A 25,514-nucleotide genomic window follows, 5' to 3' on the forward strand; every position below is an offset into this window, starting at 1 on the left:
ATCCCGGGGATCCTGGCGTTGATTCACTCAGTGATGAGACCTTCAACCAATAGCGTGTGGGGGTTGTGAAGGCGGGGCGCTGCTGCGTCTCAGGATCCTTGATTCGTAGGTCGGTTCACCGCGCGGCCGAGAGGGGATCCTGAGGAGCAGCCAGCTGAACGATGAGAGCGGGGGCGGTCGTGTCATGACCGACGATTTCGATGCAATGTACGAGACCTTCCAGGCGCTCCTGGAGACGTTTCCCCCCTCAGAAGCCGTCAAGCGGCTGGAGCTATTGGGTGTCGAGCAGGACGTGGTCGAACGAATCCGTGACCGGCACGAGCAGCAGACGATCCGCATCAAAGAACTCGAAGAACCCCACGCGGTAGTCCTGGGCAACCGGGACACGTGGTACACGGGCCCGCAGGCCAAGGACAAGTGTTGGCCCGCGATCGCGAAGCTGCTGCGCAAGGACGGCTGGCCGGAGGATCCCGCGATCCGAGATCTCGACGACTCCTCCACCCGCGTCGTCTCGCTGCTGAATCACCCGAAGGAGAAGTCGTTCTCCACGCGAGGCCTTGTGGTCGGGTACGTGCAGTCCGGCAAGACGACCAACTTCACCTCGGTGATGGCCAAAGCCGCAGATCGCGGATACAAGCTCTTCATCGTGCTGGCCGGCATCCACAATGGGCTCCGTCGCCAGACCCAGGCCCGTCTTGTGCAGCAGCTCGTGGAGCCGAACCCCTCGATGTGGTCCCAGCTCACTGGCCTGGACAAGGACTTCACCCCCCAGGAGAACCCGGCCTCCTACTTCGGTAAGAGCAACAAGACACACGTCTTGTGCGTGGTGAAAAAGAACGCGACCGTCCTCCGCAAGCTCGCTCGATGGTTGGACAAAGCTTCGGACTATCTCAAGGACTGCCCCGCACTGATCATCGACGATGAGGCCGACCAAGCCACCGTGGCCACGAAGTCCATCAACCCGCTGATCCTCAGCATCATGAGCAGCCTGCCGCGGTCGGCGTACGTCGGATACACGGCTTCGCCGTTCGCCAATCTGTTGATCGATCCGAGTGCCGAGGACCTCTATCCGAGCGACTTCATCGTCAACCTGCCCAAGCCCGAAGGCCACTTCGGCACCGAGGTTCTTTTCGGGCGGTACGCGCTGGACGGCGAAGACGAAGACGACGTCGACGACGGCCACGACATGATTCGCTCAGTCCCGATCGACGACATACCGTGTGTTCGTCCCGAGACGAAGGCCGACGTCGAGGGCTTCGAGCCCGTCATCACCGACACCCTGCGCAGTGCGATTGAGTACTTCTGGCTGGTCACGGCCGCTCGACGCGTTCGGGGGACAGGCAATCCGCACAGCACGATGCTGATTCACACCAGCGTCAACACCTCCGTACACAACAGCTTCAAACGGCCGTTGGAGTATCTGCGCGAGAGGATGGCCAAGGCTCTCACTGACGAACCCGTGATTCACCGGTTGCGCGCTCTTTGGGAGGAGGAGACGGCCCGCGTCACCGCAGAAGAGTTCGGTGAGACCAAAGTGCCGTTCGACTCGTTGCTGGCAGAACTCCCCAGTGTTCTCAGCAACTGTCGCATCATCATGGACAACTCAAGCAGCGAGGATCGACTCGACTACGAGAACGGTCCGGTGGTCGCGATAGCTGTTGGCGGCAACACCCTTTCACGAGGTCTGACACTCGAGGGCCTGTCGGTCAGTTACTTCGTCCGAGCTGTGTCGGCGTACGACACACTGCTCCAGATGGGGCGTTGGTTCGGATTCCGGAACGGTTACGCGGACTTGCCCAGGATTTGGATGACGGACGAGCTTGCGGAATGGTTCCGGCACCTGGCAACGGTCGAGACGGAGATGCGCCGCGACATCGACATCTATATGACCGAGGACGAGACGCCTCTCACGTTCGCCGTTCGTCTGCGCACTCATCCGGCCCTGCGTGTCACCGCTGCCGCCAAGATGCGCTCGGCTGTAACAGCTGCCTCCTCGTACGGCGGCAGAGGAGTACAGACGCACTACTTCCACACCAACGCCGAATGGCTTCGCAGGAATATCGCAGCCGCTAGGGATCTTGTCGGCGCTGCCGTCACGCACGCTGTGCGCGTGGAAGACCGCTCCGCTGAAGGCCGCTTCATCTTCCGTGACGTTCCCTACGACGTCGTCACCAACTTCCTGGCCTCATACAAGTTTCACGAGAAGTCGACGGAGAACGACCCCGAACTGATCAGCGCCTACATCCGGAAGCGCGTGTCGTCCGCCGGCTCGCTGCGCCGCTGGAACGTCGCCATCATGGGCACTCCTCATGGCGAGCCGTTCACATTCGCACCCAATGTGGCAGTGGGGCGCGTCACGCGTACTCGCCTTGCCCTCATCAATCCGGACCCTGATTTCGCCGATATCAAGTCGCTGCTGGGCCCTCGGGACGCTGCCGTCGACCTCGTAGGCGTCAAGACGAAGGTGACCGAGAGGGGTCTCAAGGAAGCCCGTAGCGCTCAGCTTCCGGACACCGGTCTTCTGCTGCTGTACCCGATCGACAAGACGTCGGAGCCCGAGCCCGGGAAGAAGCTCCGTGCTCCCTTGAACGCCGAAGAGCACGTCATCGGCGTCGGGCTCGTCTTCCCCGAACCTCGCCACGGAGACAGCACTGTGGAGAAGTACATCTCCGCCGACTTGTCGGGGGTACGGATTGAGGACGAAGACTTCAGCCTGGTCGAAGGTGAAGACGTGTGATCAAGGAAGATTTTCGGAGACTCGCCGAGGAGCACTGGGCCGCACTCGAGTCGCAACCGACCACCGCGGAGCGCCGTCTGCGCGTCTCTCAACTTCCGGTCATGACGGGCCAAGGTGCCTTGGCCGCTGCCGTAGACCACGAAGGCCACAGGCACCTATTGGTGCCCATAGACAGCCACAAGAGGATCCGTTCCCGACTGGACGGTCCGGTACTGCAACTGCAAAAACGTCCGTTGGAGGACGAAGACACCTACCAGACGTTCGCTGATCTGGCCTGCCTGCGCAAGGATCTCAACGACCTGTTCACCAAGCTGTGCGTGGACGTGTTGAGTACGATCGAGACACTTCCTGGGAACCCGGTAAAGGCCCTGTATCGTGTCCTTGATCGTTGGAAATCACTCTTCCAAGCGCAAGCACCGACATTGAGTCCCGAGCAGTTGGTCGGTCTCTTCGCCGAGCTGCTGGTTCTCATTCAACTTCTCCATCGGGACTCCAGCGCTCATCGGCTTTGGCTCGGCCCTCGTGGCCATCGTCATGATTTTTCGACCGGTGCCGTGGCCATCGAGGTCAAATCCGGAGCGGACGGGAAAGGTCGAAAAGCCCGGATACATGGGCTGGGTCAACTCGAGGCCCCAGCGGATGGAAGCCTCCACCTTGTTTGGTTCAGCCTGAACCGCGTCACCACGTCAGATGCGGGCATAGGGTTTGTCGAGCTGGTCGATCGAGTACTTCAACTGTGCGACGACGAAGGCACAGTGCTCGGGCTGCTCGCCGAAGCTGGCTATCGCCCGATCGAAGCCGAACGCTACCGAGACATTCGCTTTGTTGTCGCGGAAGAGAAGTGGTACCCGGTTGTTCCTGGCTTCCCGGGACTCACGAGCAGCGCACTCCTCTCAGCCGGACTGTCTGTCTCGTTTGAGGACGTCGAATACACCATAGACCTTTCCGGCGATGCACCCCTCGCCCTCGCACCGGACGAAGCACCTCGCGTTCTCGATCACATCACCCAGGAGTCAGCGTGACGGAGCCCCGCTGGTACTCCCAGCCCTACCCCCCGGAGGGGGCCAGCGCCGCCGAGGGCATCCGTAACCAACTCGGCCGCCCCGAACTCGACCTGCTCACCATTTTGGTCCGGGAGTCAGCCCAGAACAGCTGGGACGCTCGCATCCTGGACTCCTCCGCGTCCGTCGATTACCGCATAGACATATGGACAGTGGGGCCCGCGCATACCGGCACCTGGCGCACCCTCCTCCAGGCCGGTGCACCTTCCAGTGTCGAAAACTTCCCGCTCCACAACTCACTGAGGCAAGGGCCCATTCGAGTCCTGGCTGTCTCCGACCGTGGAACCCGGGGGCTCGGGGGGCCTACCCGTGCCAACGATGCCGTCGGACCGGAGCGCGACTTCGTTTCGTTCATCCGTAATATTGGCGAGCCTCGGGACACGGCTCTCGGTGGTGGCACCTACGGCTTCGGTAAAGGCATCTTCTATTTGCTGTCGAAGTCCGGGACAGTGCTGGTGCACTCTCGCTGCCGCACTCCCCACGGCAGGTACGAGACCCGCCTCATCGGCTGCACGCTGTGGAAGAGCTACGTGACAGCCGAGGCCAAAGGGAGCCGTCGTTACACGGGCAGGCACTGGTGGGGCGACACATCCGGTGACGTTGTCGAACCACTGGTCGGTCCTGAGGCGGACACGGTGGCGCAGCGTCTGGGCCTGCGACCGTTCGCACCTGAAGAAACGGGGACAACCGTAGTCGTCGTTGACCCGAACCTCGACGAGATGGAACCTGCTGGGGCAGCGGACTACTTGGCAGACACGATTGCCTGGCATCTCTGGCCTAAAGCCATTTCATCGGACGGCCGCCCACCCGCCATGTGCTTTTCCGTCACCTGCGACGGCGTTCAACACCCCGTGCCGGATCCTCGCAACACCCGCCCTCTGAACATGTTCGTTGCGGCTTACGAGGCAATGGCGGGCCGAGATGGTCGCGATCTAGAGTGTCTGAAGCCCAAAAGGCACCTCGGGCGATTCGGTCTGGTGAAGCGCATCATGCCGCCGTTGGAACCCACACGCGCCCAACGCATGCTGAATATCGAGGAATTGATCCATCACGTGTGTTTGATGCGTCCTGCCGAACTCGTCGTCACCTACCGCCCGGGGCCCAAACCGCCAAGCGCGAACCAAGGCTACGCAGGTGTCTTCCGAGCCGACGAGTCCATGGATGACGTCTACGCCAAGGCAGAACCACCCACGCACGATGCCTGGAACCCTCACTCGCTCGAGCGCCCCGAGAGCACCTACATCCACACAACGTTTCGCCGAATCGACGAAGCTCTCAACGGACTCCTGTCCCTCAGCGGAGCCGCACGCCCTGGGAGCAGCAACGTTGCCCTGGGCGCTGCCAGTTCGCTCTTCTCGGGACTGGTCGGAGGGGCTTGGGGAATCGGCGGAGCGACCGACTACTCGAAGCCCGGCAGCACTGCCACGCGCCGATCGCAGATCAACGATGCGGAGGAGAGAAGGCAACGACCGTCGCAGAGCAGTCCTGCTTCAGCACGGCATCCTTCTGTCGCGCCGGCTGCGGGAGGCACTGGTGCCGCTAGAAGTGACGGACACCTGCCCCATGGCACAGCGGACGGCGACAGTTACATAACGCAACGCCGCCGCCCTCGGGTGCAGTACGTCGGCGACCCCTACTACGACGACCGCGGGAACGACTCACTGTTGGTCCAAGAGTTCCGGTTGCCCGTCCCCGGGCCGCAGCAAGTACGCATTGATCTCGCCGTCACACTTCCCGGCACTGGAGGTCGTGAGACGGATCCACCGATCGGGGCGAGCATGCCGGTACTCGTCGGTTGGGAGGACCAGACGGGAGGTCTTCATGTCGATGACCCCTGTGTGATCGAGGGCGGTGAGTCAGTCTGGCGGGCCCTGGTCCGGCCGGCTCCCGACACCATGACCGAGATCGGTATCAGGGTTGAGGCGGTGAGAACCGCGTGAGCCGACGGGTTCTTCCCTACCGAGCTCCGGCTGATGCCGTCGTCTCAGCCCGGCCTTGGCTGCTGATCGTCGAGGACGGCGACGGCGAGGTTGCTCTGCCCGAAGCTCTGCCGGACTGGGACTACCAAATGGACCTGCACGTACGCAGGGCCGTCCAGGTCGATCTCGATCGGACCCGACGAGAATCGAGTCTTCCGGCAGACGCGGCGCTCATGCTGTCTGTGGTCTGGACGGCGACGGGCTCCAACCTCAGTGGCCCCGCTCAACACGTCAGGCTGACCGAAGCAGGAACTCACACGTTTCAGTTGGACTTCAGACTGCGCGGCGCCGACCTCGGCGGTCTTCTCGTCCTTGACACCGCTCTCCTGCTCGCCGAGCGAAGGAACGACTCTCGACCGTCCTCACCCCGGCGCGCGGGCTCTGTGCTCTGGAGCGATCGGAAGGCTGTGCGTCTTCAGGGCGACGCTCCACAGTTCCCCATGGCTGTGATCGACTTTGCCCGCACGTCGTTCCCGGACAACGCAGCCTGGCACCTCCAGATCAGCGGTAGCCTTGAAAGCGCGACCATGGGCTCTCTGTTGCTTCTGGTCAACGAGCAGAACACGGTCACCACAACAGCCTTTCAAAACGCGTCACGACCGCGTCCGGTCGATCGGATCGTCCTCTCCATCGTCTATGCGGACGCAGCTCGTGTCATGATCGAACACGCATTGGGGCATGACGAGTTCACCGAGGACTCCGACTTCCCGGATGGGTCACTTGGCGCCACCCTGCAGAGCCTGTTCAACCAACTTTTCCCTGGGCAGTCCATCACTGATATCCGGCTGCGCCAGAGGCAGTCACCTGCCCTTTTCGCATCAGACCTGCAGGCGGCCGTGAAGATCTTCGAGGTGTCATGATGGGCTTTCTCTACCCTCGGTTGCTCTCTGAGCAGGCCAAGCCGCTCTTCGACGAATACCAGCATCTGGCCGTCAGCGAACTGACCCGGCGCGTCGGTCTCGCCCACGAATCCGCGGTGTACGTCGCCACGGGCGGTGACCGAATCTCGCCAACTGGCCTCCAAAACCTTCGTGAAGGCGTTCTCGATCTCGCTAAACAAAGCGGTTTCCCGGAGGAATCGGACCGCGCACGCAACGCAGAGTTCGACCTGAAACTGGCAGCCCTACTGCACACCGAGATGGGCATGGTGCCTGCCGAGGCAGCCTCGCGAGACGCTTGGGCATTTCTCGCCCTAGTTCTGCTTCCAGACGTCGCCTTCTGGCGCTACCCTCAACCACCCAAGGATCGCATCCTCGGCACAGACCTAACGCGTCACGTCTTCGGTCGACTGTGGTGGCGTGCGCAACTGGTCCGTTCTCCTGATGATCCGGAGCCCTACCATGCCCTCCAAATCCTCGGAGAGGCCGCCTTCGATCAGATCTACGCTCGACGCGCCGCGCTTGGTGGTAGCCCACATCTGGTGCGCGCCATCCTTCGAGTGTGGAAAGACCTTGACCTTACCGGACTCAACGAACGCGAAACTCTTCGCGACTTCCTCAAGCGGCTGTTGCGGCTCGCTCCCTTCGTGCTCTTCGATGGGATTGAGGAGCATGCTCTGGACGACGAGTTGCGCGCGGTCGCCCAAGAGTCTATCGATGCGCAGCGGGACAAGCCATCACCAGCAGGCCGCCCTCCAATAGCAGCAGCGGGCGCAACGGTCACGACCAGCGAAAACATAGCCACATCCGACACTCGGCCTCATGTAGTCGGCGAGGAAGCTTCTCAGGTCGCGCCGCCGGATCCAACTGCGTCGCGCCGGCTCACGTTCGTCGAGATCTGCGCTGGCGCTGGAGGACAAGCCCTCGGCCTTGAAGTCGCCGGTTTCAACCCAGTTTTGTTGATCGACAGTAAAGCCGATGCCTGCTTCACTATCGATCGTAATCGGCCAGAATGGGACGTCATCTGCATGGACATTGGGCACTTTGAGCCGAACATGCGCTCCGACGCCCTGGGAGTTGATCTCCTGAGCGGCGGGTTGCCCCGCGTGAAATCCCTGGCTACGGTCGCCCGGGAAGAGGACAGCGAAGAGCTCAGGGTGCTACGGACAGCGATCAAAATGGCCTGTCTGATCACCCCTAATGCTGTGCTCTTTGAGAATGTTCCCGATCTAGTCGAAAGTCCGGGCTTCGAGGCAGAGCGCACCTGGATCGAGGCCCAGTTGCACGGGGTCGGCTTTCGCACAAGCTGGAAGGTTCTGAATGCCGCGGACTTCGGCGTACCGCAGAATCGGAACAGCGGTTTTCTGGTAGCTTTGCAGGATCCGTACTTCGCAGCCTTCGCATGGCCTCGGCCGAGTGACTTGCCGCCACCCACCGTGGGCCAGGCCCTCGGCCCCTCCATGGCCTCCCGCGGTTGGGCCGGAGCGGAACGATGGATCAAGAACGCCGACCGCATCGCACCGGCTCTCGTCGGGGGTTCGGACCGTCGAGGCGGTGCCGACCTTGGCCCCACCGGGAGCAAAAAGGCCTGGGCTGCGCTCGGTGTGAACGGCAACAGCCTGGGGGACGAGCCGCCCGGCGCGGATTATGGCATCGACGATCACCCCAAGCTCACCGTTGAGCAGGCCGCCGTGATCCAAGCCTTCCCGACCAGCTGGGAGTTCTCCGGCGGCAAGACATCCAGGTATCGTCAAGTGGGCCACGCCATGCCCCCGCCTCTCGCAACCGCGGTCGGACAGTCCATCGCAGCCGCTCTGCGCAGCTAAGATCGCTCCATGCGTACGCCCCGACTGCTTGCCTCCGATCCCATCACAGTCGTCGACCTTTTCAGCGGCTGCGGGGGCTTCACCCAGGGCTTTCATGAGTTCCGTCCAGCGAACGCAGCCAGCGCCGGACCCATCTTTCACAGCATCGCTGCGGTCGAACACAACGCCGCTGCGGCGGCCACATATGCCGCCAACTTCGGAAGCCTTCGCCTGGACGAGCGGGTTCCGGCAGCCCGGGTCCATGTCGGAGACATCGAGGACTGGAAGCCGACCCCCGAGGCCCTCAATGCGGATGTCGTGGTCGGAGGTCCGCCCTGCCAGGGCTTCTCTGCTCTGAATCGTCAGAAGAAGGGCAGTGAACGAAATCGCCTTTGGGAAGAGTACGTTCGGATTGTTGCTGGCATTCGCCCAAAGGTATTCGTAATCGAAAATGTCGATCGCTTCCTGAAGTCTGACGAGTTCAAGAACTTGCTGAACGAAGTCGAGGACGGGGGGCGTCTGGCCGAGTATCGCCTTGTTGACCCACCCGGGTATGAACCGACCGAAAGCGTTGAGGCACGGACCAAGCGCTACCTCCTCAACTCAGCGGATTTCGGCGCCAGCCAGGCCCGTCGCCGAGCCATCGTCATCGGCGTTCGTCGTGACATCGACAACGGCCGCACGATGACGTACCCGACAAGGACGCATGTTCGGCGACCGAAGGCGAACGGTTCAGTTGAATCCCAGACTCTGGACGGGATGGAAGATGCCGTTTCGTACTGGAAGGCAGTTAAGGGCATCTTCGAAGAGTCGGCGCAGCGAGAGCTACGCGGCACCGAACTCCCGGACAGCAAAGAGTTCATCCCGGAGATAAACGCCGTTCTACCAGGGATCTTCACGACGAGCGACTTGCACTTCCGACGGAACCCGGAGCCCCTGTCAAGGGCGCGATACCGCGCCATCCCACCGGGTGGAAACCGGAAGGACCTGCGCGACAAATGGTTCACGCTCGATGAGTTCGGGGAAGTGCACGTCTTCCAGGAGCCGAACCCTCCTGGGGTGAGGACACCGGTTCAATACCTGTCGACCACGAGTTGGGACAGTCATAACACCGGCACCGGTGACGTCATGGGTCGCCTCCGCCTGAGCGAGCCGTCGGTCACTATCCGAACCGAGTTTTATAAACCGGAGAAGGGCCGCTACCTCCACCCGTCGGAGGACCGACCGATCACTCACTTCGAGGCCGCGCGGATCCAAGGCTTCCCTCTTGATTTCCGTTGGTGCGGAACCAAGACGGAAATCGCGACCCAGATCGGAAATGCCGTACCAATCCCCCTTGGGACGGCGATTGCTTGCGCAATCCATGATTACTTGCGCGGGGGATGAAGCGACTTCGGTGTCATCAGGAGGAGCCTCGGTTGCCGGATGCATGGCGGCGAGCGGGACTCCGATGCTTCGATATTCTGCCCCTCATGATTCGCGCAGTGGTCTTCGACGTCGGTGAGTGCCTCGTGGACGAGACCCGGGAGTACGGGACTTGGGCCGACTGGCTGGGTGTGCCGCGGCACACCTTCCATGCGATGTTCGGGGCCGTGATCGCCCAGGGCCGCGACTACCGGGAGACGTTCCAGGCGTTCCGGCCCGGCTTCGACCTCTATGCGGAACGGGAGAAGCGGGCCGCTGCCGGGCAGCCGGAGAGCTTTGGGGAAGGCGATCTGTACGAGGACGTCCGGCCGGCTCTGGGTCAGCTTCGGGCCGACGGGCTGTGGCTCGGCATCGCGGGCAACCAGACCGTACGTGCCGGGGGGATCTTGCGGGCGCTGTTCTCCGACGACGTCGACTTGATCGGTACGTCCGACGACTGGGGCGCCAGCAAGCCCGATTCCGAGTTCTTCAAGCGGGTGGCCGACGCCGTGCCCTTCGAGGTCGGCGAGATCCTGTATGTCGGTGACCGATGTGACAACGACATCAGGCCCGCCAGGCAGGCGGGTATGCATACAGCGCTTGTAAATCGCGGGCCCTGGGCCACCATTCAGTGGACCAGCACCGAGGCCCTGGAACTGCCGACCTTCCGCATCGAAGGGCTGCTTGAACTGAGCGACCGGGTGCGCGAGTTCAACGCCTCAGCGCGCTGAGTGTCGTGGACCAGTCGTACAGGCGGTCGTCGAGGTCGCGGACGCAGCTCTCGTGCTGGTGGGGTGTGAGCGCACGACGGACTTCGCGTACGCGGTCCATGCCGGTGGCGTACCAGGTGAGTGCCAGCTGATCGAGTGCCTTGCCCGCGTACTCGCAGGCCGCCTCGGAGTTGCCGGACGCCGCCTCGACGGCTGCCAGGTCGCCGTATACGACCGTGCGTTGCTTCTCCTCGCTGGGGGTCATGGCTTCGAGCGCCTGGAGCAACGCGGCACGGGCTTGTGGGAGGTGGCCGGCGAGCAGTTGGGTGTTGCCCTTGAAGGCCGCGAGTCGTGCCGGGGAGAACCAGTCCATCCACGGCGGTGACGCGTGCTCGTTGCCGCCCCCCAGGACGTCCTCGGCGTGGGTGATCAGGTTCAGCGCAGTGCGGGTATCGCCGCACCTGGTCTCGCACTCGGCCTCCACGGCGTCCAGCCAGGCGAGGAACTCGGCGGAGGCGGGGGCGCGGCGGGCGTAGGTCCGGGCCGCGATCATTCGCTCCCGTGCTCCTTCCTGATCGCCCGCCCAGCCCGGGATGAAGGCCATGTGCGCGATGATCGCCGAACCGAGCAACGCGTCGTCGGTCTCGCCCGCGGCTTGCAGGGCGAGGAGCAGCGTGTCGTGGGCGGTGGTCGGTTCGGAGAGGTCGAAGAACTCGATCCGGCCCGCCAGGAGGTAAGTCTCGGCCAGGGCGGCGGCGATCGTGCGTCGGGTGGAGTCAGACGTCTCCGGCAGCAGGGCGCAGCCCAACATCGCGTGCGCCACGACAGCCGGGTGCAGTGTGGTCGGTGCGACCGACCAGTAGAGCCGACGGTGGGAACGTGTGACGGCCGCGAAGTCTGCTCCGGCGGTCGCCGGGTGCGAGGCGGCTACGGCACGGCCTGATCCCATCGCCAGACCCATTGTTGCCGCCCCACCGGCGACCAAGCTGCGCCGGACGGGGTCGGGCACCGCCACCTCAGCGCCCCACGGGGGCGTGAAGCCGAGAGACTCCATGTTCTGGCCGAGCAGGTGGACGAGTACACGCTGGCAGTCCGGTTGCGGCCACGGTGGATTGTCCGACTCCCAGCGGCGGACCTGGCGCACTCCGATGGACAGGCCGCGGATGCCCATGCTCTTCGCGTGCTCGGTGAGGGCGTCTGCCAGGTCCTGCTGCGAGTTGAAGCCGGCGGCTACCCGAGCAGCCTTGAGTCGAACGTTGCCTGTGGGCCTTGGCACGGGGCCACCTCCTCCTCCTGACAACGCCCCAACCCTCCCATGAAGGTCCTCGACACGACACTCTTTCCCACTCAAGAGGTTATTCAGGCCCTTCATAAGTCCTTTCAGTGGCCTGTTGAAGTCCTCGAATCGGCGACTTGGGTCGTGGACCCTGTTTGCCGTACCGATCGACGGACAGCAAGGGGAGCACGCCGTGTACACACATGAGGACCTGGACATCTCGGAGTGGCTGGCTCGGACGCATCCTGTGCCCGAGCGCGTACGGACGGAGTGGGCCGCACAGGGCGTCGCGCTACTTCCGCTCGGCGAGCGGTTCGCGGCCGTGCGTATGGCGTCCGATGTCGTGCATGCCGCTGTTCAGTCCGAGGATGAGGACCGAGTGGCCGCTGCGCTCGGCGAGTTACTGGGAGGGGCGATCATCTACGACCGTCGAGTGGCGGGTGGCACCTATTACGCGCTGGTCGACGGGGATGCCGGTCTCGCGTGGGCCTACGACGGCGCTGTGTCGTGCCTCGGTCGTGGCACCTACTTGGGAGTGCCGCGCATCGACCGACAGCGGCCACCGGGCACGTACTGGGTGGTTCCGCCACGGTACGCTGGCGACTTGTGTCCACCGTGCTCAGTCGTCGGTCTGGTCGAGGCAGGCCGTTCGCGGCTGACCGTGGAGGCCGAGATCTGTCCGCACGACATGGGCGAGCTCAAGACGACTGTCGCCGCTCAGCGCCCCTGGGCCATGCGACTGGTCACCGACCGGCTCCCCGTACGCCCACCGTCCTACGCGACCGTCGTACTGGACGGATCCACCCAGACGGCGCGGTACACGGACGCCATGGGTCAGGTGATCGAGATGGGCAAGCACGGCACATCGAGGACGACCGGTACCGCATCCGTCTCCGGAGGAGGCGACGGCCAGAATCCGCAGCCCCAGACTCAGGACGACCACACCACCGACTACGAGTCGGACTGACCGATGACCTCTACTGTCCTGGTCGTCACCGCGTTGGAAGACTTCACAGCGGACCGTGTCATCAAGGCACTGAACGAGCGCGAAGTGCCCGTCGTGCGCGTCGATCCCGCCGACATTGGGCCCGAGCTGGCCTTCGGATTCCGTATCGGCCCGGACACCCGTGTCTGGGGTGGGCGGCTGCGCACGTCGAGTCGAGAGGTGGACGTGAGGGATATGACGGCGGTTTACCACCGTCGCCCCACCCTGTACACCGCCCGATTCCAACATCTACCGCAGCAGCAACGGGACTTCACCGTTGCCGAGGCCAGGCACGGGCTCGGCGGTATCCTGAACGGCCTGCACGAGGCGCTGTACGTCAATCATCCGCACGCGGTGACCCATGCGGACTTCAAGCCGGTCCAGTTGCAGAGGTTCGCCGAACTCGGGCTACGCGTTCCGCCCACCCTGGTCACCAACGAGGCGGAGGCGGCCAGGAAGTTCGCCGCCGACCACGGCCGGGTCGTCTACAAGACGTTCCGCGGGCTGCCCCGCAGCGATGACGGCCACACCGGCGCGATCTGGACCCAACGCGTGGAGCCCGAAACCTTCGACGACACACTGGCCGTGACCGCGCACATGTTCCAGGCCGAGATTCCCAAGAGCGGGGACGTGAGGATCACCGTGGTCGGCCGTCGGGTCTTCGCCCAGCGGATCATCGCGCCGGACGGAGCCCTCGACTGGCGGCGGGGGGATTGGGACGAGCTGGTGCACGCCCCCATCGCCGTCCCTGCCGCGATCGAGGCCGCTTTGCACAAGTACCTGGACTCCTTCGGCCTGGTCTTCGGCTGCTTCGACTTCGCGCTCACCGGGGACGGGGACGATCCCGAAGACTGGTGGGCCATCGAGTGCAACCCGAACGGGCAGTGGGGCTGGCTGCCGGACGCCCCGGACATCGCCGAGGCGTTCGCCGACATTCTGAGCACCGAAGTACGGAAGGAGGCGGCAGGTCATGGCGTTGCCCGCCGACCCTGAGACCGACGCGGTCCGCCTACGCGAAGCCATGGCGGATGCCCTCGCCCGAGACGGTGGCCTAGTGGAACCGGCTTGGCGAGCGGCAGTGGAAGCAGTGCCGCGACACCGCTTCGTGCCCGGTTTCTACCTGCTCGCCGACGAGCGCGACAGGCAAGGACTGCCGGTGTGGGAACCGGTCACCGCCGAGCTGGACTACGGGCGGTGGCTGGCGGCCGCGTACTCCGACACCACGCTGATCACCCAGTTCGACGGTGAGGAGCCCGACTGGAAGGCCCCGGTGGTCCGGCATGGTGGAGCGCCCACCTCGTCATCCACGCTGCCGTCCCTGGTGGTGCGCATGTGGGCCGACGCCGACGTGGCCGAGGGGCACACGGTGCTCGAGATCGGTACCGGGACCGGTTACTCGACCGCACTGGCCTGCGAACGCCTCGACTCCGGGGATGTCACCAGCATCGAGGTCGACCCCCGGCGGTTGGAGTCGGCAGCGGACGCGCTGTACGGCTGCGGCTACAACCCGACGCTCGCCGTGGCGGACGGGCTGTACGGGTACTGGCCCGAGGCCTGCTTCGACCGCATCGTGGCCGCTTGTTCCTTCCGCGCCGTCCCGCCCGCCCTGCTCACCCAGACCCGGCCGGGCGGAAAGATCCTGCTCACTCTGTCGGGGTGGCTCTACGGGTACGCCCGTGTCCTGCTGACCGTCGCCGGGGACGGTACGGCGGAGGGGGCACTGCTGCCAGGCACGGTCTCCTTCATGGCCGCCCGAACCCATGCCGCGCCGTCGTTCGGCAACCCTGCCCACTGGGCCGCCGGCCTGCCGGACATGCCCAGGACGGCCCGGCACGGTCCGGAGCGCCTCATGGCCGCGACGGAGGAGGCGTTCCAGCTGCGGTTTCTCGCGCAATGTGCCGTTCCGGGAGCCCAGTTGGTCACCGTCGGGGAGGTCGTACACCTGGTCGACGTCATGAGTGGATCCGCAGCCACTCTCACCTCTGGCGACGGTGTTTGGGATGTACGTGAGGGCGGCCCGGTGAGATTGTGGGAACGCGTCGAGGGAGTACTGGACGCCTTCGACGCCGCGGGCAGGCCGGGGCCCGAGACGTTCACGCTGCACGTTTGGGGCGGTGGGCAGTTCCTGCGGCACCCGAACATGCAGGGGCTGTCGCTGCCCAGTTGACACGCCCTGACACAGGGCAGCTCCCGCGATAACTCTTCCTCGGAACAGACGGCCAGCACGCCAGGATGGGCGGCATGACGACGATCCACGGTGAGGTCGCGGCCGGGTTCGAACCGGTGCGTGAGGCGTTCGCAGCGAACTTCGCCCGGCACGGGGACATCGGAGCAGCGGTGTGCGTGTATCGGGGTGGCCGGCTGGTTGTGGACCTGTGGGGTGGGGTCGCCGACGGTGACAGCGGTCGCCCGTGGGCACGGGACACTCTGCAGCTCGTCTACTCGGCGACCAAGGGGGCGACCGCGACCGCAGTCCATTTGCTGGTCCAGCGCGGCGTGCTGGACCTGGACGCTCCGGTGGCGAAGTACTGGCCGGAGTTCGCCGCGAACGGCAAGGCGGACCTCCCGGTGCGTTGGCTGCTGGCTCACCAGGCAGGTCTGGTGGCTCTGGACCGGCCGGTGCCACTGTCCGAGGCCTTGGCCTGGGAGCCGATGGTGGCCGCACTGGCTGCTCAGCGTCCGCTGTGGGCACCGGGTACAGCGCACGGATATCACGGCAGAACTTGGGGCTGGCTGGTCGGTGAAGTGATCCGGCGGGTGTCGGGCCGCACGCCGGGGCGTTTCTTCGCTGAGGAGATCGCGGCTCCTCTGGGGCTCGACTTCTTCATCGGGCTGCCCTCGAGGGAACGCAAGCGGGTCAGCAGGATGGAGTACAGGCAGCCAGAGGTCGACCTCACCGCCGCTCCCCCGGAATCGATCCCCGATGAACTCCGCGACATGGTTGCCGCCTGGCGTGATCCGAACTCGTTCAGCAACAGGGCGTTCGCCGTCACAGATCCGGCTGATATCGACTTCAACTCGCCCGAGGTGCAGGCTGCGGAGCTCCCGGCCTCCAACGGGATCGGCACCGCGCGCGGACTGGCGCGTATGTACGCCGCGCTGATCGGTGATGTGGACGGCGTGCGTCTGTTCAGTCCTGGGACCCTTGCGCTGGCAACCGCGGAGCAGATCAGCGGGGTCGACCAGGTGATGTTGGTGCCGAGCCGGTTCAGTCTGGGCTACATGTTGCCTACCGAGGCCAACGCCATGGCCGGTCCGAATTCGTTCGGTCACACCGGTCGAGGTGGCTCGCTCGGCTTCGCCGACCCGGAGCACGGCATCGCCTTCGGCTACGTGATGAACCACATCATCGGGGGGCACGACGATGTTCGGGCGGCGTCGCTGGTTGAGGCAGTGCGCAAGTCGCTGGCGTAGCAGACCAGGTCTGTGACCATCACGTTGGCTGTGACGTACTCACGGCCGCCCGGTTCTTCCGAGGTTGGCGGTTGCGGGGCGAGTGTCAAGAGCGCCCTTCGGGCGCCGGCTTCGCCGATTGCGCTTCGCTTCACTCTTGACACTCGCCCCTCCACCGCGGAGTTTCTGCCGGACTGGGCGGCCCAGGGGTGGGGCGGCGGGGGCGGTTGGGGTGGGGTGCGGGGCCGTCGCCGGGTTGCCGGTGAGTGGTGGTAGCCGCGAACCGGTGTCAGGTCATGAGGCTCGCCCGGCAGCGAAGAACCTCGTCGCCGGGCGAGCGGCGAAGCCGACGCCCGCAGGGCGCTCTTGACGCTCGCCCCGGAATCGCCAATGGGCCTCGGCCCGACCCACCAGGTATCGCTCTTCATCTCGATCGTGGTGAGCACTCTGACGGTCATCCTCCGCCGCGCGACGCTCTGGCGGGACTGCCTCCATCTGATGCTGTTCGCGGCGTACTTGGTGCTGGCGGTCACCCCCTAGCGGCACCGGCTCCCGCCCCGGGGGACCTGCCGCCCAGCCCCGAGAGCAGCACCGCCGCCACCGCCAGGTGCATCAGCGCGAGGGAGATCCGGGTGCCGCCGTCCATGCCGTCGCCGATGAACGGCAGGAAGGACACGGCCAGTACGGCGCCGGCCACTCCGGTCCAGATGGCGCGGGCGCGCCGTGCCCCGAACCGCTCCAGGGCGGCCAGCAGTCCCCAGCCGGAGAGCGACGCGAGCAGTGCGACGACCGCCACGGGCACGGCGCCGATGTCGAGCGTCTGCTCGCCGTCGGCGACCCGCAGCCGGTGCCCCAGCAGTGGGTCCGCGACCAGCCACACCAGGACGGGGGCCGGGACGGCCAGGGCCGTAACCCCCAGGCGCTTTCGTCGTGTGCTCATTTGGCGCTCCCCGAGAGCGCCCCGTTCAGGAAGACCTCCACCAGCTCCTGCGGGGTCAGGTCGGGCTCGTCCTCCGTACGCGGCTGGGTGAAGAGCAGTCCGAAGAAGAGGGCCGCGATCTGCTCCGGCGGCCGGCGCAGGGCGGCCTTGTCGGGCTCCAGCAGCTCCGCGAGGGCCACGCGGATACGGGTCGTCGACTCGTTGCGGCCCGCGCCGCGCACCGTGCCGGGGTGCTTGCCGCCGCGATGCCCCAGCGAGCCGGCGATCGCGCCCATCCTGGACATGTGTGCCTGTAGCGCCTCGGCCGCCTCCGCGAGCCGGTCGGGCAGCGGCTGGGATAGGTCGATCGCGTCGAGCTCGCGGACCGCGTGCTCGGGGGAGAGCGCCTCGGCCATGCAGGCCTGTAGCAGCTCGTCCTTGTCGGCGAAGACCCGGAAGATCGTGCCCTCGCCGATGCCCGCGGCGCGGGCGATCTTCGCGGTCGTCACCGCGGCGCCGTACTCGGCGATCAGCGGGATCGCGGTCTGGATGATCATTTCGCGGCGCTGCTCCGGCGACATGGCGGGGGCGCGGCGGCGGGTGGTCTGGTTTTCCTCAGGTGCTGTCATGACCACGAGAGTATGGAGTGAGTCCTCACTCCGTCAATGAGTGAGGACTCACTCCGCTCACTTTTCCAGCGGTGGCTGAGAGTGTGGTCTGCTCGTCCACCGAGCGTATGACCACGCCTCGGAACATGCGGCCATGTCAGGACGCGACACCGCCGGGCCCGGATGCGCTCAGCCGGGCGGTTCGGTGCCCGCCGCGTCCGGTGGGGTCGGTACGACACCCGGGAGTGGGGTCATCACCCAGTTCGCCTTCTCCCAGGTGATGGTCTCGGTGACACGGACGGGTCGATTCTTGTTACCTGCGGTGCCGGTTATGTCCACTTTCCATACGCCCGCGAAGTCAGATGCGCGCGTCCACCGGACGTCCCAGTCCTGTCCGCCGTACGCCTTGATCCGGGCGCGGGCGTCCTCGGAGCCCTGAGGGTGGGCGTCGAGCAGCCCGTCCAGTCCCGCCTCGTCCGATGTGTTGAGGAACCGTACGTAGTCGTGCAGGAAACGGTCCTGGTCCGCCAGGTCGGGTTTCGCGGAAGCAGAGCCGTCCCCGCCGCCACAGGCGGTGAGCAGTACGGCGCAGAGCACCGCCATGAGCAGCCCGAGGCGACGCCACCATGAGCGGTGTCCGCTCCCGTCAGGTGCGGAAGGCGTAATACGTCGCGTGCGGGTACTGCGCCACAAGGCTCTTCACCGACTTCCGGCAGGTGTTGGTCGAATAGCGGGTGACACCAGCGGGCGACCGGCGTCAGGACGTCGAGAACTTGGCAACGTACTCGTCGAAGGGCTCGATGCCGACCTCCGCGCGGAGTTCGTCCATGCGCTCGGGTTCTTCGCAGGGCCACGGAACCGGTGACCCGTCCTTCACGCCGGCGATCTGTGTGCCGTAGAGCTGTTTGCGACCCTCGTTGACCAGCGTGCGATCGCGGAGAAAGGCCAGCTCGCGGGGGCCTGCCGAACCTGCCGACACCGCCTGCTGCATGAGGTGGAGGGCGCGTCGCTGGACGTCGAGCTGCCGGTCGGCGTGCTGGGCGATCAGCCACGCCGCGCGGGCGGCCTCCTCGCCGACCAGTTCTGCCGTGGGCCAGCCGTACTCGTCCATGATCTCGCTGAGCCGGTCACCGTGCCGTGCGGTCAGCCGACGCCACGTCAGCTGCTCGGCGGGGTCATCGCTGTTCGCGTGGACCGAGGACTGGTGATCGGCCACAGCCATGGCCGTGAGTTCCTCCGCCAGCGCGGCAACGTCGTGCGCCACTCTCAACTCCCGGTTCCGTTAGGTGTGTTGTGCCCCCCCCCGCAAGCCTACGGGCGCATATCGGGCGTAAAGATCATTCTGGAGAACGGTGACAGGCGCCTCCGCGTGCCGCGATAATGGATCTCCCCCCCCCGGAGACCAGAGCGTCCTGACGTCAGTCCTCCACCCGGTTCTGCTCTCCCCGTTCGACGCAGAACTCGTTGCCCTCGGGGTCGGCCATGACGACCCAGCCTCTGCCGTTCGGGAGGGTGCGGTCCGTCAGGACGCGGGCGCCGAGGGTCACGGCGCGTTCGACCTCCTCGGAGCGGGTGCGGCCTGTGGGCCGGAGGTCGAAGTGGATGCGGTTCTTGGTTGTCTTGCCTTCCTCGACGCTTACGAAGAGGAGGCCGGGGGCCCCGTTCGGGAACTCGATCAGCACCTCGGGGTCGCCGGGCTTGTCCTCGTCGGAGATCGGACGGCCGAGTAACTCGGCCCAGAAACGGGCCAGTTCGTAGGGCTCTCCCGTGCAGTCGACGGTGATGTGACGGATGGTGGGGTTCAACGGTCGTCTCCCTCGGGCGAGTTGGGTGTGTCGGTGCGTCACCGCAGGATGGGCGGGGAGACGGGGCCCTGTCGAACTGTTTCCCGCCCTCGGGAAGGTTTCCGTTGAGGTCGCAGGATCAGGCGATGAAGGCCCTGATCGCCTCGTAGAGGCGGTCCGGCTGGTCCAGGTGGACGTCGTGGGCCGCGTCGGTGCAGCCCGGCTGACGAAACTCGTGCAGGGTCGGCGAGCGCGCGGTCAGAACCAGTGCAGGCAGTGCGGGGAGCGCTCGGCGCGGAAGAGGGCGTCAGCGAGGGTGGCCGCGCCCGGGCGGTGGGCCCGGACGTGTCCGGCACGCACGAGCGTGCTCGGGGCGGTGCCGCCGAGGTAGACCGAGCCCAGGTCGCTCACGTCCAGGGACAGGTCGGGCTCCCGATCCGTCGGGACGCAGTCGGCCTTGCCGTCCTGGACGGTCAGCAGGTAGCGGCCGTGTTCACCGAGGAACGGGTCCTCGACGTCGAGGACGAGCTCGCCGTCCGTGAACCAGCCTCGCGCGGTCAGCGCACGCGGGACGTCCAGCAGCCGCACCCAGAGCCAGTCCATGTCGCCGCTCACCTCGCCGGCGCGGAAGTCCGCGAACTGCCAGCGCAGCGGGTGCTCGGACGGGACGTGCTTGAACACGACCTGGGAGACCAGGTCGTGTCCGAGTACGAACCGGGCCAGGGCCGTGAAGGCGGCGTCGTCGGTGGCGATGGTCTCGTCGACCGTCAGGGTGCCGGACTCGATCGAGTAGCTGGCGTACCCGTCCGGGACGCCGTCGGCGTCCCGGTGAACGGCGACGTAGCGCGGCGCCGGCGAGATCGGGGGCTGCCCCGCGCGCAAGGCCCACCAGCGATGCGGCCGGGACAGCGCGCCGGGCTGGGCGCGGCGATACCGGTCGTAGACCTCTTCCAGAATCTCTCCGCACTCGGCACGACGCAGCACCTCGACCGAGCCGTTGTCCGAGCCGGTCGCTGGTGCGTCGGCCACTCCGCGTGCCCGGAGAACGGCGAGGGCGGCCTTGTGGCGCGGCACCGTCAGCTGCGCGGTGTAGGTCGCCGGTCCGTAGCCGAACCTGCGGTATATCAGAGCCTCGGAGGCCAGCAGTACGGAGAGGAACTCCCCGCGGGCCCGCAACTCGGCGAGTTGATGCCGCATCATCGCGGTGAGCACGCCCTGGCGCCGGTGTGAGGGAAGGACGCCGACGGCGGTCACCCCGCTGGCCGGGACGAGGGTCTCACCGGGCAGGGTGAGCTCGAAGGAGTGCGCGGCGGCGGTGCCGACGGGCCGCCCGTCCGCCGTCAGGGCGAGCAGGCAGCGGTCCGTTTGGAGCGCCGACCACCAGAGCCCGCCGCCCTCGATCGGGGTTTCCGGGAAGTGCCCGAACGCGGCATGGACTGTGTCGACGAAGACGTCGAGATCCTCATCGGTCGTGGGACGAATCTCCATTGCCGCCGCTGCCTCCTCGACATACCGGCACCACGACTCGTGGTGTCTGGCCACAGTGCAGCGTTGACCGGTGGCCAGGGCAAGCGAATTACGGCCGGGCCCGCGGCCGATCACAGCACAGCCTGGTCCCAGCCCGGACCGTGGTGAGTCGCCATGGCCGGCTCGGCAGCGGTGATCTCCGCCGCCGGCGTCCCGTCGTGGGCGTTGGTGGTGGTCTCTGTGGGCGAGGTGCGTGCCGTCGGGGGTGGCGAGGGTTGCGGACCTCGTGCGGGTCAAGTAGCGGTTCCTGTCGGTGGCTTGGCCGGCTACCCGTCGGCCGGCTGGCCGACGGCCACCTCCCGTTCGTCCAAGAGGTGGCCGTCGCACAGAGTGCCGTACTGCGTACGGGACGTCGTACGCGGATCAGGAGCCTACGACGCCGGGCTCAGGTCCGCTCGGCCGAACAGGAGGGCGTAGCCGGCGGGGAGCTGGGCCAGGATGCGGGTCACCAGGTCGTCGCCGACCAGGGGCGGCAGCACGCTCAGGACCGAGCTGACGTCCCAGCGGGCCGTGGCGGGGGTCGCTCCCTCGATACGGGCCGCGACGGAGTCGACGAACTCCGCGGCGGTCAGCCGGCGCGTGGCCGGGATCTGGGAGGCGACCACCCTGGCGGCCTCCTCGGGCAGGGCACGGGCGAGGTCGACCCGTTCGTCGCCGATCACATGACCGCCGAGGGCGGACAGGACGATACGGGTGACCCGCTCCGCCTCCGGCCTGGTGGGGTACTGGCCCGATTCCCGCACCGCTTCGATCAACCGGGTCCAGGCGTTGGCGTCGCCTCGGGTGTCGTGGTTGCGGGGCGGGACGGGGATCAGGGTCTTCGGGGCCGTGAGAGCAGTCGTCACAGTGGGCACCGTCGTCACGCTCATGTGCGGGTCTTCCTCCGGATCCGGTCCTGCGTCGCGCCGCCGGGATCGGATTCCGGCGGCGCGGGGTGTGGGAGTGGGGGGGGTGGGGCTGCCCCACGGGTGGGACGTCCTCGGGGCAGCCCTCGTGGGTGCGTGGGTACGTGCGTGCCGCGCCGTCAGCCGCTGAGCTGCTTGGGCCTGTCGCCACCCGTGATCTGGATGCGGCGCGGCTTGGCCTGCTCGGCCACCGGGATGCGCAGGGTCAGTACGCCGGCCTCGTACGCGGCGTCGATGCGCTCCGTGTCCAGCGTGTCGCCGAGGAAGAGCTGGCGGGTGAAGCTGCCGGTGGGACGTTCGGCGACGAGGAGCTCCGCGCCCTCGGGGGCGGGGGACCTGCGCTCGGCCCGGACGTTCAGGACGTTGCGTTCGACGTCCAGCTCGATCGTCTCGGGGTCGATACCCGGGAGGTCGAAGTGGACGAAGAAGTCGTCCCCGGAGCGGTAGGCGTCCATCGCCATCGCCGACGGGCGCGTGGCGGGGCCGAAGACCTGCTGGGTGAGCCGGTCGAGTTCACGGAAGGGGTCCGTGCGCATGAGCATCACTGGTCACTCCTCTCTTTCAGACGCTGTCGGTGCGATGCCCTACGTTCTTCGTCTTCTTATATAGCTCGGAGCCGGAAACTTGACAAGCCTAGACTCATGTTCGCGCGCTCTCGGGCAACGCGCCTTCGTGCGCCCCGGCGCGTGCGCCCCCGACCTGGGGAGTTAACCTCGGGGATCGCCAGCGGGGCAGGAGCAGCAGGAGGCAGGTATGGCGAAGGTTCCCAGTGCGTTGATCGCCGCGAGCGGGCTCGTGGGCGGGTACGGCGTGGCCCGCTGGACCAGGCAGCGACCGCTCGGCGGGGTGGTGCTCGCCGTCGCCGGGGCCGCGGCCGCACGGCAGTGGCGGCAGCAGGCCGGCGGGGTGGCCGCGGGGGCGTTGTCGGCCGCGTATGTCGCCGCCTTCGCCGGGTCCCATCCGCTGGCCAAGAAGGTGGGTGCCTGGCCTGCCGTGTTCGGGGTGGCGGGGGCCGTGGGCCTGACGTCCTGGGTTGTCGCCGACCGGCGCGGTTGAGTCGAGCTGCGCTCCGGACCTTCGGCGTCCGGGGCGCGTCGAGCACACCGCAGTGTCGAGCGCACGGCAAAGAACCCCGGCCCTGAAACCCAGGGCCGGGGTTCTTGTCTGGAGCGCCGGGCAGGCCTTGCACCTGCATTTCCCCGCAGGAAGCGGGGCGTCTTTCCTTGGACCACCAACGCATCGTCCGTCTGCCGGAGTTCCGGCGACCGGATGCAGATCAACTATAGCGCAGTTTTTGTTATCGCCTTACCGTCCGGCCGTCTCCTCACCGTCCCCCGCAGGAACGCGACTTACGACGTTGAGGTACGACAACGTGACACGACAGATCAGCCGCCGGAGCATGTTGAAGGCCGCGGGCGCGGCGGCCGGAGCCGCCGGCATGGGCGTCGGCGCCGGCGTCGCTACGACCGCGCTCGCGAGCCCGGCCTCCGCCGCCGGCTCCCCCTTCGCTCACCCCGGGCTGCTGCACACCCGTGCCGACCTGGACCGTATGGCGGCCAAGGTGAAGGCGGGCGCCAGACCCTATACGGCCGGGTTCGCCAAGCTCACCGCCAACCGGCACGCGCAGAGCGGCTGGCGGGCCAATCCGCAGGCGACGGTGTACCGGGGGTCGGGTTCGCCCCAGAACTACGCGGCCCTCTACAACGACATCCACGCCGCCTACCAGAACGCCCTGCGGTACCACGTCAGCGGCGAGACCGCGCATGCCGACACCGCGGTGGCGATCCTCAACGCCTGGTCGAGGAAGCTGACGTCGATCGAGGGCTCCGCCGACCGGTTCCTGGCCGCGGGGTTGTACGGCTATCAGTTCGCCAACGCCGCCGAACTCGTACGCGATCACGGTGACTTCGAGCTCGGGCGCGCGCAGGAGCTGATGCGGAACGTCTTCCATCCGCTCAGCGACAGTTTCCTGAGCGATCACAACGGCGCCGTCGTCACCAACTACTGGCCCAACTGGGACCTGACGGCCATCGCCTGTGTGCTCGCCACGGGCATCTTCTGTGACGACCGCGCCGTGGTCGACCGGGCCGTCGAGTACTTCGAGCACGGGGACGGCATGGGGTCCGTCAAGCACGCCATTCCCGTCGTGCGCGACGACGGGCTCGCCGAGTGGGTCGAGGCCGGGCGGGACCAAGGGCACGCGCTGCTCGGCGTCGGGCTGATGGGCACGGTCTGCGAGATGGCCTGGAACCAGGGGATCGATCTCTACGGCTACGACGACAGCCGCTTCCTCAAGGGGGCGCAGTACGTGGCGAAGTGGAGTCTGGGCGGGGATGTGCCTTATACGGCCAACACGCGGAGGAAGGGGGCGATCGGGGGGTGGTCGGGGAGTGAGAGCGCGACGGCGGCCGCGGGCGTGGATCCGGCCATGACCCGTCCGATCTGGGCGATGATCGCGAACCACTACACCAAGCGGCGGGGGTTGTCGGCGTCGTATGTGACGCGTGCGGCGGCCAAGGCCGCGCCGGAGGGTGGGGGCGGGGATTACGGGCCCAACAGTGGGGGTTACGACCAACTTGGGTTTGGCACGCTGGCCTTCACTCGGGATCGGGTGGAGCCGGGTGCGGGGGCGGTGCCGAGTGCGGGTCCGTCCGGTGCTGCTTCGGGCGGGGGCGCGCGGCCGCAGGGGGTCGTGAGCGCGTCGCCCTCGTCTGACGGGGATCGTGACCTGGCTGCTACCGGAACGGAAGATCTGGTCGGCTGGGCCGCTGCGGCGGGTGTTTCCGCTGTCGCGGGTGGGTTGCTGTTGCTGCGGCGGCGGGGCCGGGTGCGACGGGGTGGGGCCGAGTAGCGTCCGGCACGTTGCCAAGGTGCCGGGCGTGCGCCCCGGGCGCGGGTGGGGTCGCTCGCCCGCGCTGGCGGGGTGCCGCTCTCTGTGGGACGGGCGCCGCCCCCAGCGGCACGACTGCCCGCAGCTGAGCCGGCTGCGGCCACCCGCGGCTTGGGACAGCCGGGGCGGCTCGCAGCCAGGTGAGCCCCACGCCGTCGCTGCCCGCAGCTGGGGCAGCCCTGGCCGCTCCAGACAGACGCGGTGCGTTCCTACCTTGTCGCCGTCCTCGACCCCGTCGAGCCGGGCCCCGAGCCGGAGGCGTACGCGCCGTCTTCCTTGTCCCGCCCCGTCGGGCTCGTCGGGCCCGCCTCGTCCGCCGCTGCCGTGAGCGGCGTGGCGATGTCCTCCAGGGACCGCCGTTCCGCCCGCACCGCGAGGATCGCCGCCGCCAGGCCCGCCAGGCACATCAGCGCCGCGCCGATCTGGAAGGCGAGGACCGTGTCGCCGACCTTGCCCGTGCCGGTGAGGTCGGCGAAGAGGAGCGGGCCGCTGATGCCGCCGGCTGCCGTGCCGATGGCGTAGAAGAAGGCGATGGACATGGCGCGGGTCTCCATCGGGAAGACCTCGGAGACCGTCAGGTAGGCGCTGGACGCGCCCGCCGAGGCGAAGAACAGCACCGCGCACCAGCATGCCGTCAGCGTGCTCGCGCTGAG

The 25,514-nt window shown here is 66.7% G+C and carries 23 protein-coding genes and 1 pseudogene; 14 read left to right on the forward strand and 10 right to left on the reverse strand.

Translation table 11 applies throughout. The annotated features are described in order from the left end of the window. Positions 1-184: 184 nt before the first annotated feature. The 7 genes from ACZ6TU_RS14355 to ACZ6TU_RS14385 all read left to right on the forward strand — a co-directional run bounded on the left by ACZ6TU_RS14355 (position 185) and on the right by ACZ6TU_RS14385 (position 10,595). Positions 185-2,737, forward strand: coding sequence for a Z1 domain-containing protein (locus tag ACZ6TU_RS14355; protein WP_467668010.1), 2,553 nt, complete (start codon positions 185-187; stop codon positions 2,735-2,737). After that, positions 2,734-3,759: a PD-(D/E)XK motif protein gene (locus ACZ6TU_RS14360; RefSeq protein ID WP_467668008.1), complete on the forward strand. Its 1,026-nt coding sequence runs from the start codon at positions 2,734-2,736 to the stop codon at positions 3,757-3,759. Before ACZ6TU_RS14355 ends, ACZ6TU_RS14360 begins: the two co-directional genes overlap by 4 nt. Next, entirely contained in the window at positions 3,756-5,738 is a 1,983-nt protein-coding gene (locus tag ACZ6TU_RS14365) for a hypothetical protein (protein ID WP_467668006.1), read from the forward strand. Before ACZ6TU_RS14360 ends, ACZ6TU_RS14365 begins: the two co-directional genes overlap by 4 nt. Continuing rightward, a complete protein-coding gene (locus ACZ6TU_RS14370) occupies positions 5,735-6,637 on the forward strand; it encodes a hypothetical protein (protein ID WP_467668004.1) in 903 nt (300 codons plus the stop codon). Before ACZ6TU_RS14365 ends, ACZ6TU_RS14370 begins: the two co-directional genes overlap by 4 nt. Then, on the forward strand, positions 6,634-8,481 hold the full coding sequence (locus tag ACZ6TU_RS14375; protein ID WP_469548416.1) for a DUF6339 family protein: 1,848 nt from the start codon (positions 6,634-6,636) through the stop codon (positions 8,479-8,481). Before ACZ6TU_RS14370 ends, ACZ6TU_RS14375 begins: the two co-directional genes overlap by 4 nt. Positions 8,482-8,490: 9 nt before the next feature. After that, the gene (locus ACZ6TU_RS14380) at positions 8,491-9,846 is read left to right on the forward strand and encodes a DNA cytosine methyltransferase (protein WP_467668000.1); all 1,356 of its coding nucleotides are present in this window, start codon (positions 8,491-8,493) and stop codon (positions 9,844-9,846) included. Between the two features lie 86 nt (positions 9,847-9,932). Next, positions 9,933-10,595, forward strand: a complete 663-nt coding sequence (locus ACZ6TU_RS14385; RefSeq protein WP_467669066.1) for an HAD family hydrolase — start codon at positions 9,933-9,935, stop codon at positions 10,593-10,595. Here the strand turns inward: ACZ6TU_RS14385 and ACZ6TU_RS14390 are convergent. After that, positions 10,576-11,850, reverse strand: coding sequence for a transcriptional regulator (locus ACZ6TU_RS14390; RefSeq protein WP_467667998.1), 1,275 nt, complete (start codon positions 11,848-11,850; stop codon positions 10,576-10,578). The two genes, ACZ6TU_RS14385 and ACZ6TU_RS14390, sit on opposite strands and share 20 nt — an antisense overlap. Positions 11,851-12,583: 733 nt before the next feature. Here ACZ6TU_RS14390 and ACZ6TU_RS14395 point away from each other — a divergent pair. The 5 genes from ACZ6TU_RS14395 (at position 12,584) to ACZ6TU_RS14415 (ending at position 16,768) form a co-directional block, all read left to right on the forward strand. After that, the gene (locus ACZ6TU_RS14395; protein WP_467669064.1) at positions 12,584-12,817 is read left to right on the forward strand and encodes a putative ATP-grasp-modified RiPP; all 234 of its coding nucleotides are present in this window, start codon (positions 12,584-12,586) and stop codon (positions 12,815-12,817) included. A gap of 3 nt (positions 12,818-12,820) precedes the next feature. After that, the gene (gene tgmB / locus ACZ6TU_RS14400) at positions 12,821-13,828 is read left to right on the forward strand and encodes an ATP-grasp ribosomal peptide maturase (RefSeq protein ID WP_467667996.1); all 1,008 of its coding nucleotides are present in this window, start codon (positions 12,821-12,823) and stop codon (positions 13,826-13,828) included. Further along, positions 13,806-15,002: an ATP-grasp peptide maturase system methyltransferase gene (gene tgmC, locus ACZ6TU_RS14405; protein ID WP_467667994.1), complete on the forward strand. Its 1,197-nt coding sequence runs from the start codon at positions 13,806-13,808 to the stop codon at positions 15,000-15,002. The genes tgmB and tgmC overlap by 23 nt, the downstream gene beginning before the upstream one ends. Positions 15,003-15,076: 74 nt before the next feature. Beyond that, on the forward strand, positions 15,077-16,249 hold the full coding sequence (locus ACZ6TU_RS14410) for a serine hydrolase domain-containing protein (protein ID WP_467667992.1): 1,173 nt from the start codon (positions 15,077-15,079) through the stop codon (positions 16,247-16,249). Positions 16,250-16,618: 369 nt separating this feature from the next. Then, on the forward strand, positions 16,619-16,768 hold the full coding sequence (locus tag ACZ6TU_RS14415) for a hypothetical protein (RefSeq protein WP_467667991.1): 150 nt from the start codon (positions 16,619-16,621) through the stop codon (positions 16,766-16,768). Here the strand turns inward: ACZ6TU_RS14415 and ACZ6TU_RS14420 are convergent. From ACZ6TU_RS14420 to ACZ6TU_RS14455, 8 genes are all read right to left on the reverse strand, one after another. Continuing rightward, the gene (locus ACZ6TU_RS14420) at positions 16,758-17,168 is read right to left on the reverse strand and encodes a DUF6069 family protein (protein ID WP_467667989.1); all 411 of its coding nucleotides are present in this window, start codon (positions 17,166-17,168) and stop codon (positions 16,758-16,760) included. The two genes, ACZ6TU_RS14415 and ACZ6TU_RS14420, sit on opposite strands and share 11 nt — an antisense overlap. Continuing rightward, positions 17,165-17,776 (reverse strand): TetR/AcrR family transcriptional regulator, encoded by a 612-nt coding sequence (locus ACZ6TU_RS14425; RefSeq protein WP_467667988.1) that lies wholly within the window; start codon positions 17,774-17,776, stop codon positions 17,165-17,167. The genes ACZ6TU_RS14420 and ACZ6TU_RS14425 overlap by 4 nt, the downstream gene beginning before the upstream one ends. A gap of 168 nt (positions 17,777-17,944) precedes the next feature. Beyond that, complete coding sequence (locus ACZ6TU_RS14430) at positions 17,945-18,358, reverse strand: hypothetical protein (RefSeq protein ID WP_467667986.1); 414 nt, start codon at positions 18,356-18,358, stop codon at positions 17,945-17,947. 154 nt (positions 18,359-18,512) lie between these two features. After that, entirely contained in the window at positions 18,513-19,019 is a 507-nt protein-coding gene (locus ACZ6TU_RS14435) for a DUF6624 domain-containing protein (RefSeq protein ID WP_469548425.1), read from the reverse strand. Positions 19,020-19,173: 154 nt separating this feature from the next. Then, a complete protein-coding gene (locus ACZ6TU_RS14440) occupies positions 19,174-19,560 on the reverse strand; it encodes a VOC family protein (protein WP_469548427.1) in 387 nt (128 codons plus the stop codon). A gap of 237 nt (positions 19,561-19,797) precedes the next feature. Then, complete coding sequence (locus tag ACZ6TU_RS14445; protein WP_469548430.1) at positions 19,798-21,027, reverse strand: GNAT family N-acetyltransferase; 1,230 nt, start codon at positions 21,025-21,027, stop codon at positions 19,798-19,800. Positions 21,028-21,437: 410 nt separating this feature from the next. Continuing rightward, positions 21,438-21,935: a DUF2267 domain-containing protein gene (locus ACZ6TU_RS14450; RefSeq protein WP_467667978.1), complete on the reverse strand. Its 498-nt coding sequence runs from the start codon at positions 21,933-21,935 to the stop codon at positions 21,438-21,440. A 155-nt stretch (positions 21,936-22,090) separates the two neighbouring features. Next, the gene (locus ACZ6TU_RS14455) at positions 22,091-22,513 is read right to left on the reverse strand and encodes an Hsp20/alpha crystallin family protein (protein WP_467667976.1); all 423 of its coding nucleotides are present in this window, start codon (positions 22,511-22,513) and stop codon (positions 22,091-22,093) included. A gap of 211 nt (positions 22,514-22,724) precedes the next feature. Between ACZ6TU_RS14455 and ACZ6TU_RS14460 the strand changes: the two genes are divergently transcribed. Further along, on the forward strand, positions 22,725-23,027 hold the full coding sequence (locus ACZ6TU_RS14460) for a hypothetical protein (RefSeq protein WP_467667974.1): 303 nt from the start codon (positions 22,725-22,727) through the stop codon (positions 23,025-23,027). A 343-nt stretch (positions 23,028-23,370) separates the two neighbouring features. After that, positions 23,371-24,822 carry an alginate lyase family protein gene (locus ACZ6TU_RS14465; protein WP_469548477.1) on the forward strand — a complete coding sequence of 484 codons (1,452 nt, stop codon included), beginning with the start codon at positions 23,371-23,373 and terminating at the stop codon, positions 24,820-24,822. Positions 24,823-25,070: 248 nt separating this feature from the next. Here the strand turns inward: ACZ6TU_RS14465 and ACZ6TU_RS14470 are convergent. After that, a pseudogene (locus ACZ6TU_RS14470) lies at positions 25,071-25,514 on the reverse strand (MFS transporter); the annotation flags it as partial.

The organism is Streptomyces sp. NPDC052064 (assembly GCF_055585925.1).

Excerpts from the sequence above, each read along its gene's own strand:
- ACZ6TU_RS14455 (WP_467667976.1), bottom strand. The coding sequence starts at position 22,513 with ATGCTCATGCGCACGGACCCCTTCCGTGAACTCGACCGGCTCACCCAG.
- ACZ6TU_RS14425 (WP_467667988.1), bottom strand. The coding sequence starts at position 17,776 with ATGACAGCACCTGAGGAAAACCAGACCACCCGCCGCCGCGCCCCCGCC.
- ACZ6TU_RS14385 (WP_467669066.1), top strand. The coding sequence starts at position 9,933 with ATGATTCGCGCAGTGGTCTTCGACGTCGGTGAGTGCCTCGTGGACGAG.
- ACZ6TU_RS14375 (WP_469548416.1), top strand. The coding sequence starts at position 6,634 with ATGATGGGCTTTCTCTACCCTCGGTTGCTCTCTGAGCAGGCCAAGCCG.
- ACZ6TU_RS14395 (WP_467669064.1), top strand. The coding sequence starts at position 12,584 with ATGCGACTGGTCACCGACCGGCTCCCCGTACGCCCACCGTCCTACGCG.
- ACZ6TU_RS14380 (WP_467668000.1), top strand. The coding sequence starts at position 8,491 with ATGCGTACGCCCCGACTGCTTGCCTCCGATCCCATCACAGTCGTCGAC.
- ACZ6TU_RS14450 (WP_467667978.1), bottom strand. The coding sequence starts at position 21,935 with ATGAGCGTGACGACGGTGCCCACTGTGACGACTGCTCTCACGGCCCCG.
- ACZ6TU_RS14415 (WP_467667991.1), top strand. The coding sequence starts at position 16,619 with ATGGGCCTCGGCCCGACCCACCAGGTATCGCTCTTCATCTCGATCGTG.
- ACZ6TU_RS14445 (WP_469548430.1), bottom strand. The coding sequence starts at position 21,027 with ATGGAGATTCGTCCCACGACCGATGAGGATCTCGACGTCTTCGTCGAC.
- ACZ6TU_RS14355 (WP_467668010.1), top strand. The coding sequence starts at position 185 with ATGACCGACGATTTCGATGCAATGTACGAGACCTTCCAGGCGCTCCTG.
- ACZ6TU_RS14410 (WP_467667992.1), top strand. The coding sequence starts at position 15,077 with ATGACGACGATCCACGGTGAGGTCGCGGCCGGGTTCGAACCGGTGCGT.
- ACZ6TU_RS14465 (WP_469548477.1), top strand. The coding sequence starts at position 23,371 with ATGTTGAAGGCCGCGGGCGCGGCGGCCGGAGCCGCCGGCATGGGCGTC.
- tgmB (WP_467667996.1), top strand. The coding sequence starts at position 12,821 with ATGACCTCTACTGTCCTGGTCGTCACCGCGTTGGAAGACTTCACAGCG.
- ACZ6TU_RS14420 (WP_467667989.1), bottom strand. The coding sequence starts at position 17,168 with ATGAGCACACGACGAAAGCGCCTGGGGGTTACGGCCCTGGCCGTCCCG.
- ACZ6TU_RS14460 (WP_467667974.1), top strand. The coding sequence starts at position 22,725 with ATGGCGAAGGTTCCCAGTGCGTTGATCGCCGCGAGCGGGCTCGTGGGC.
- ACZ6TU_RS14430 (WP_467667986.1), bottom strand. The coding sequence starts at position 18,358 with ATGGCGGTGCTCTGCGCCGTACTGCTCACCGCCTGTGGCGGCGGGGAC.
- tgmC (WP_467667994.1), top strand. The coding sequence starts at position 13,806 with ATGGCGTTGCCCGCCGACCCTGAGACCGACGCGGTCCGCCTACGCGAA.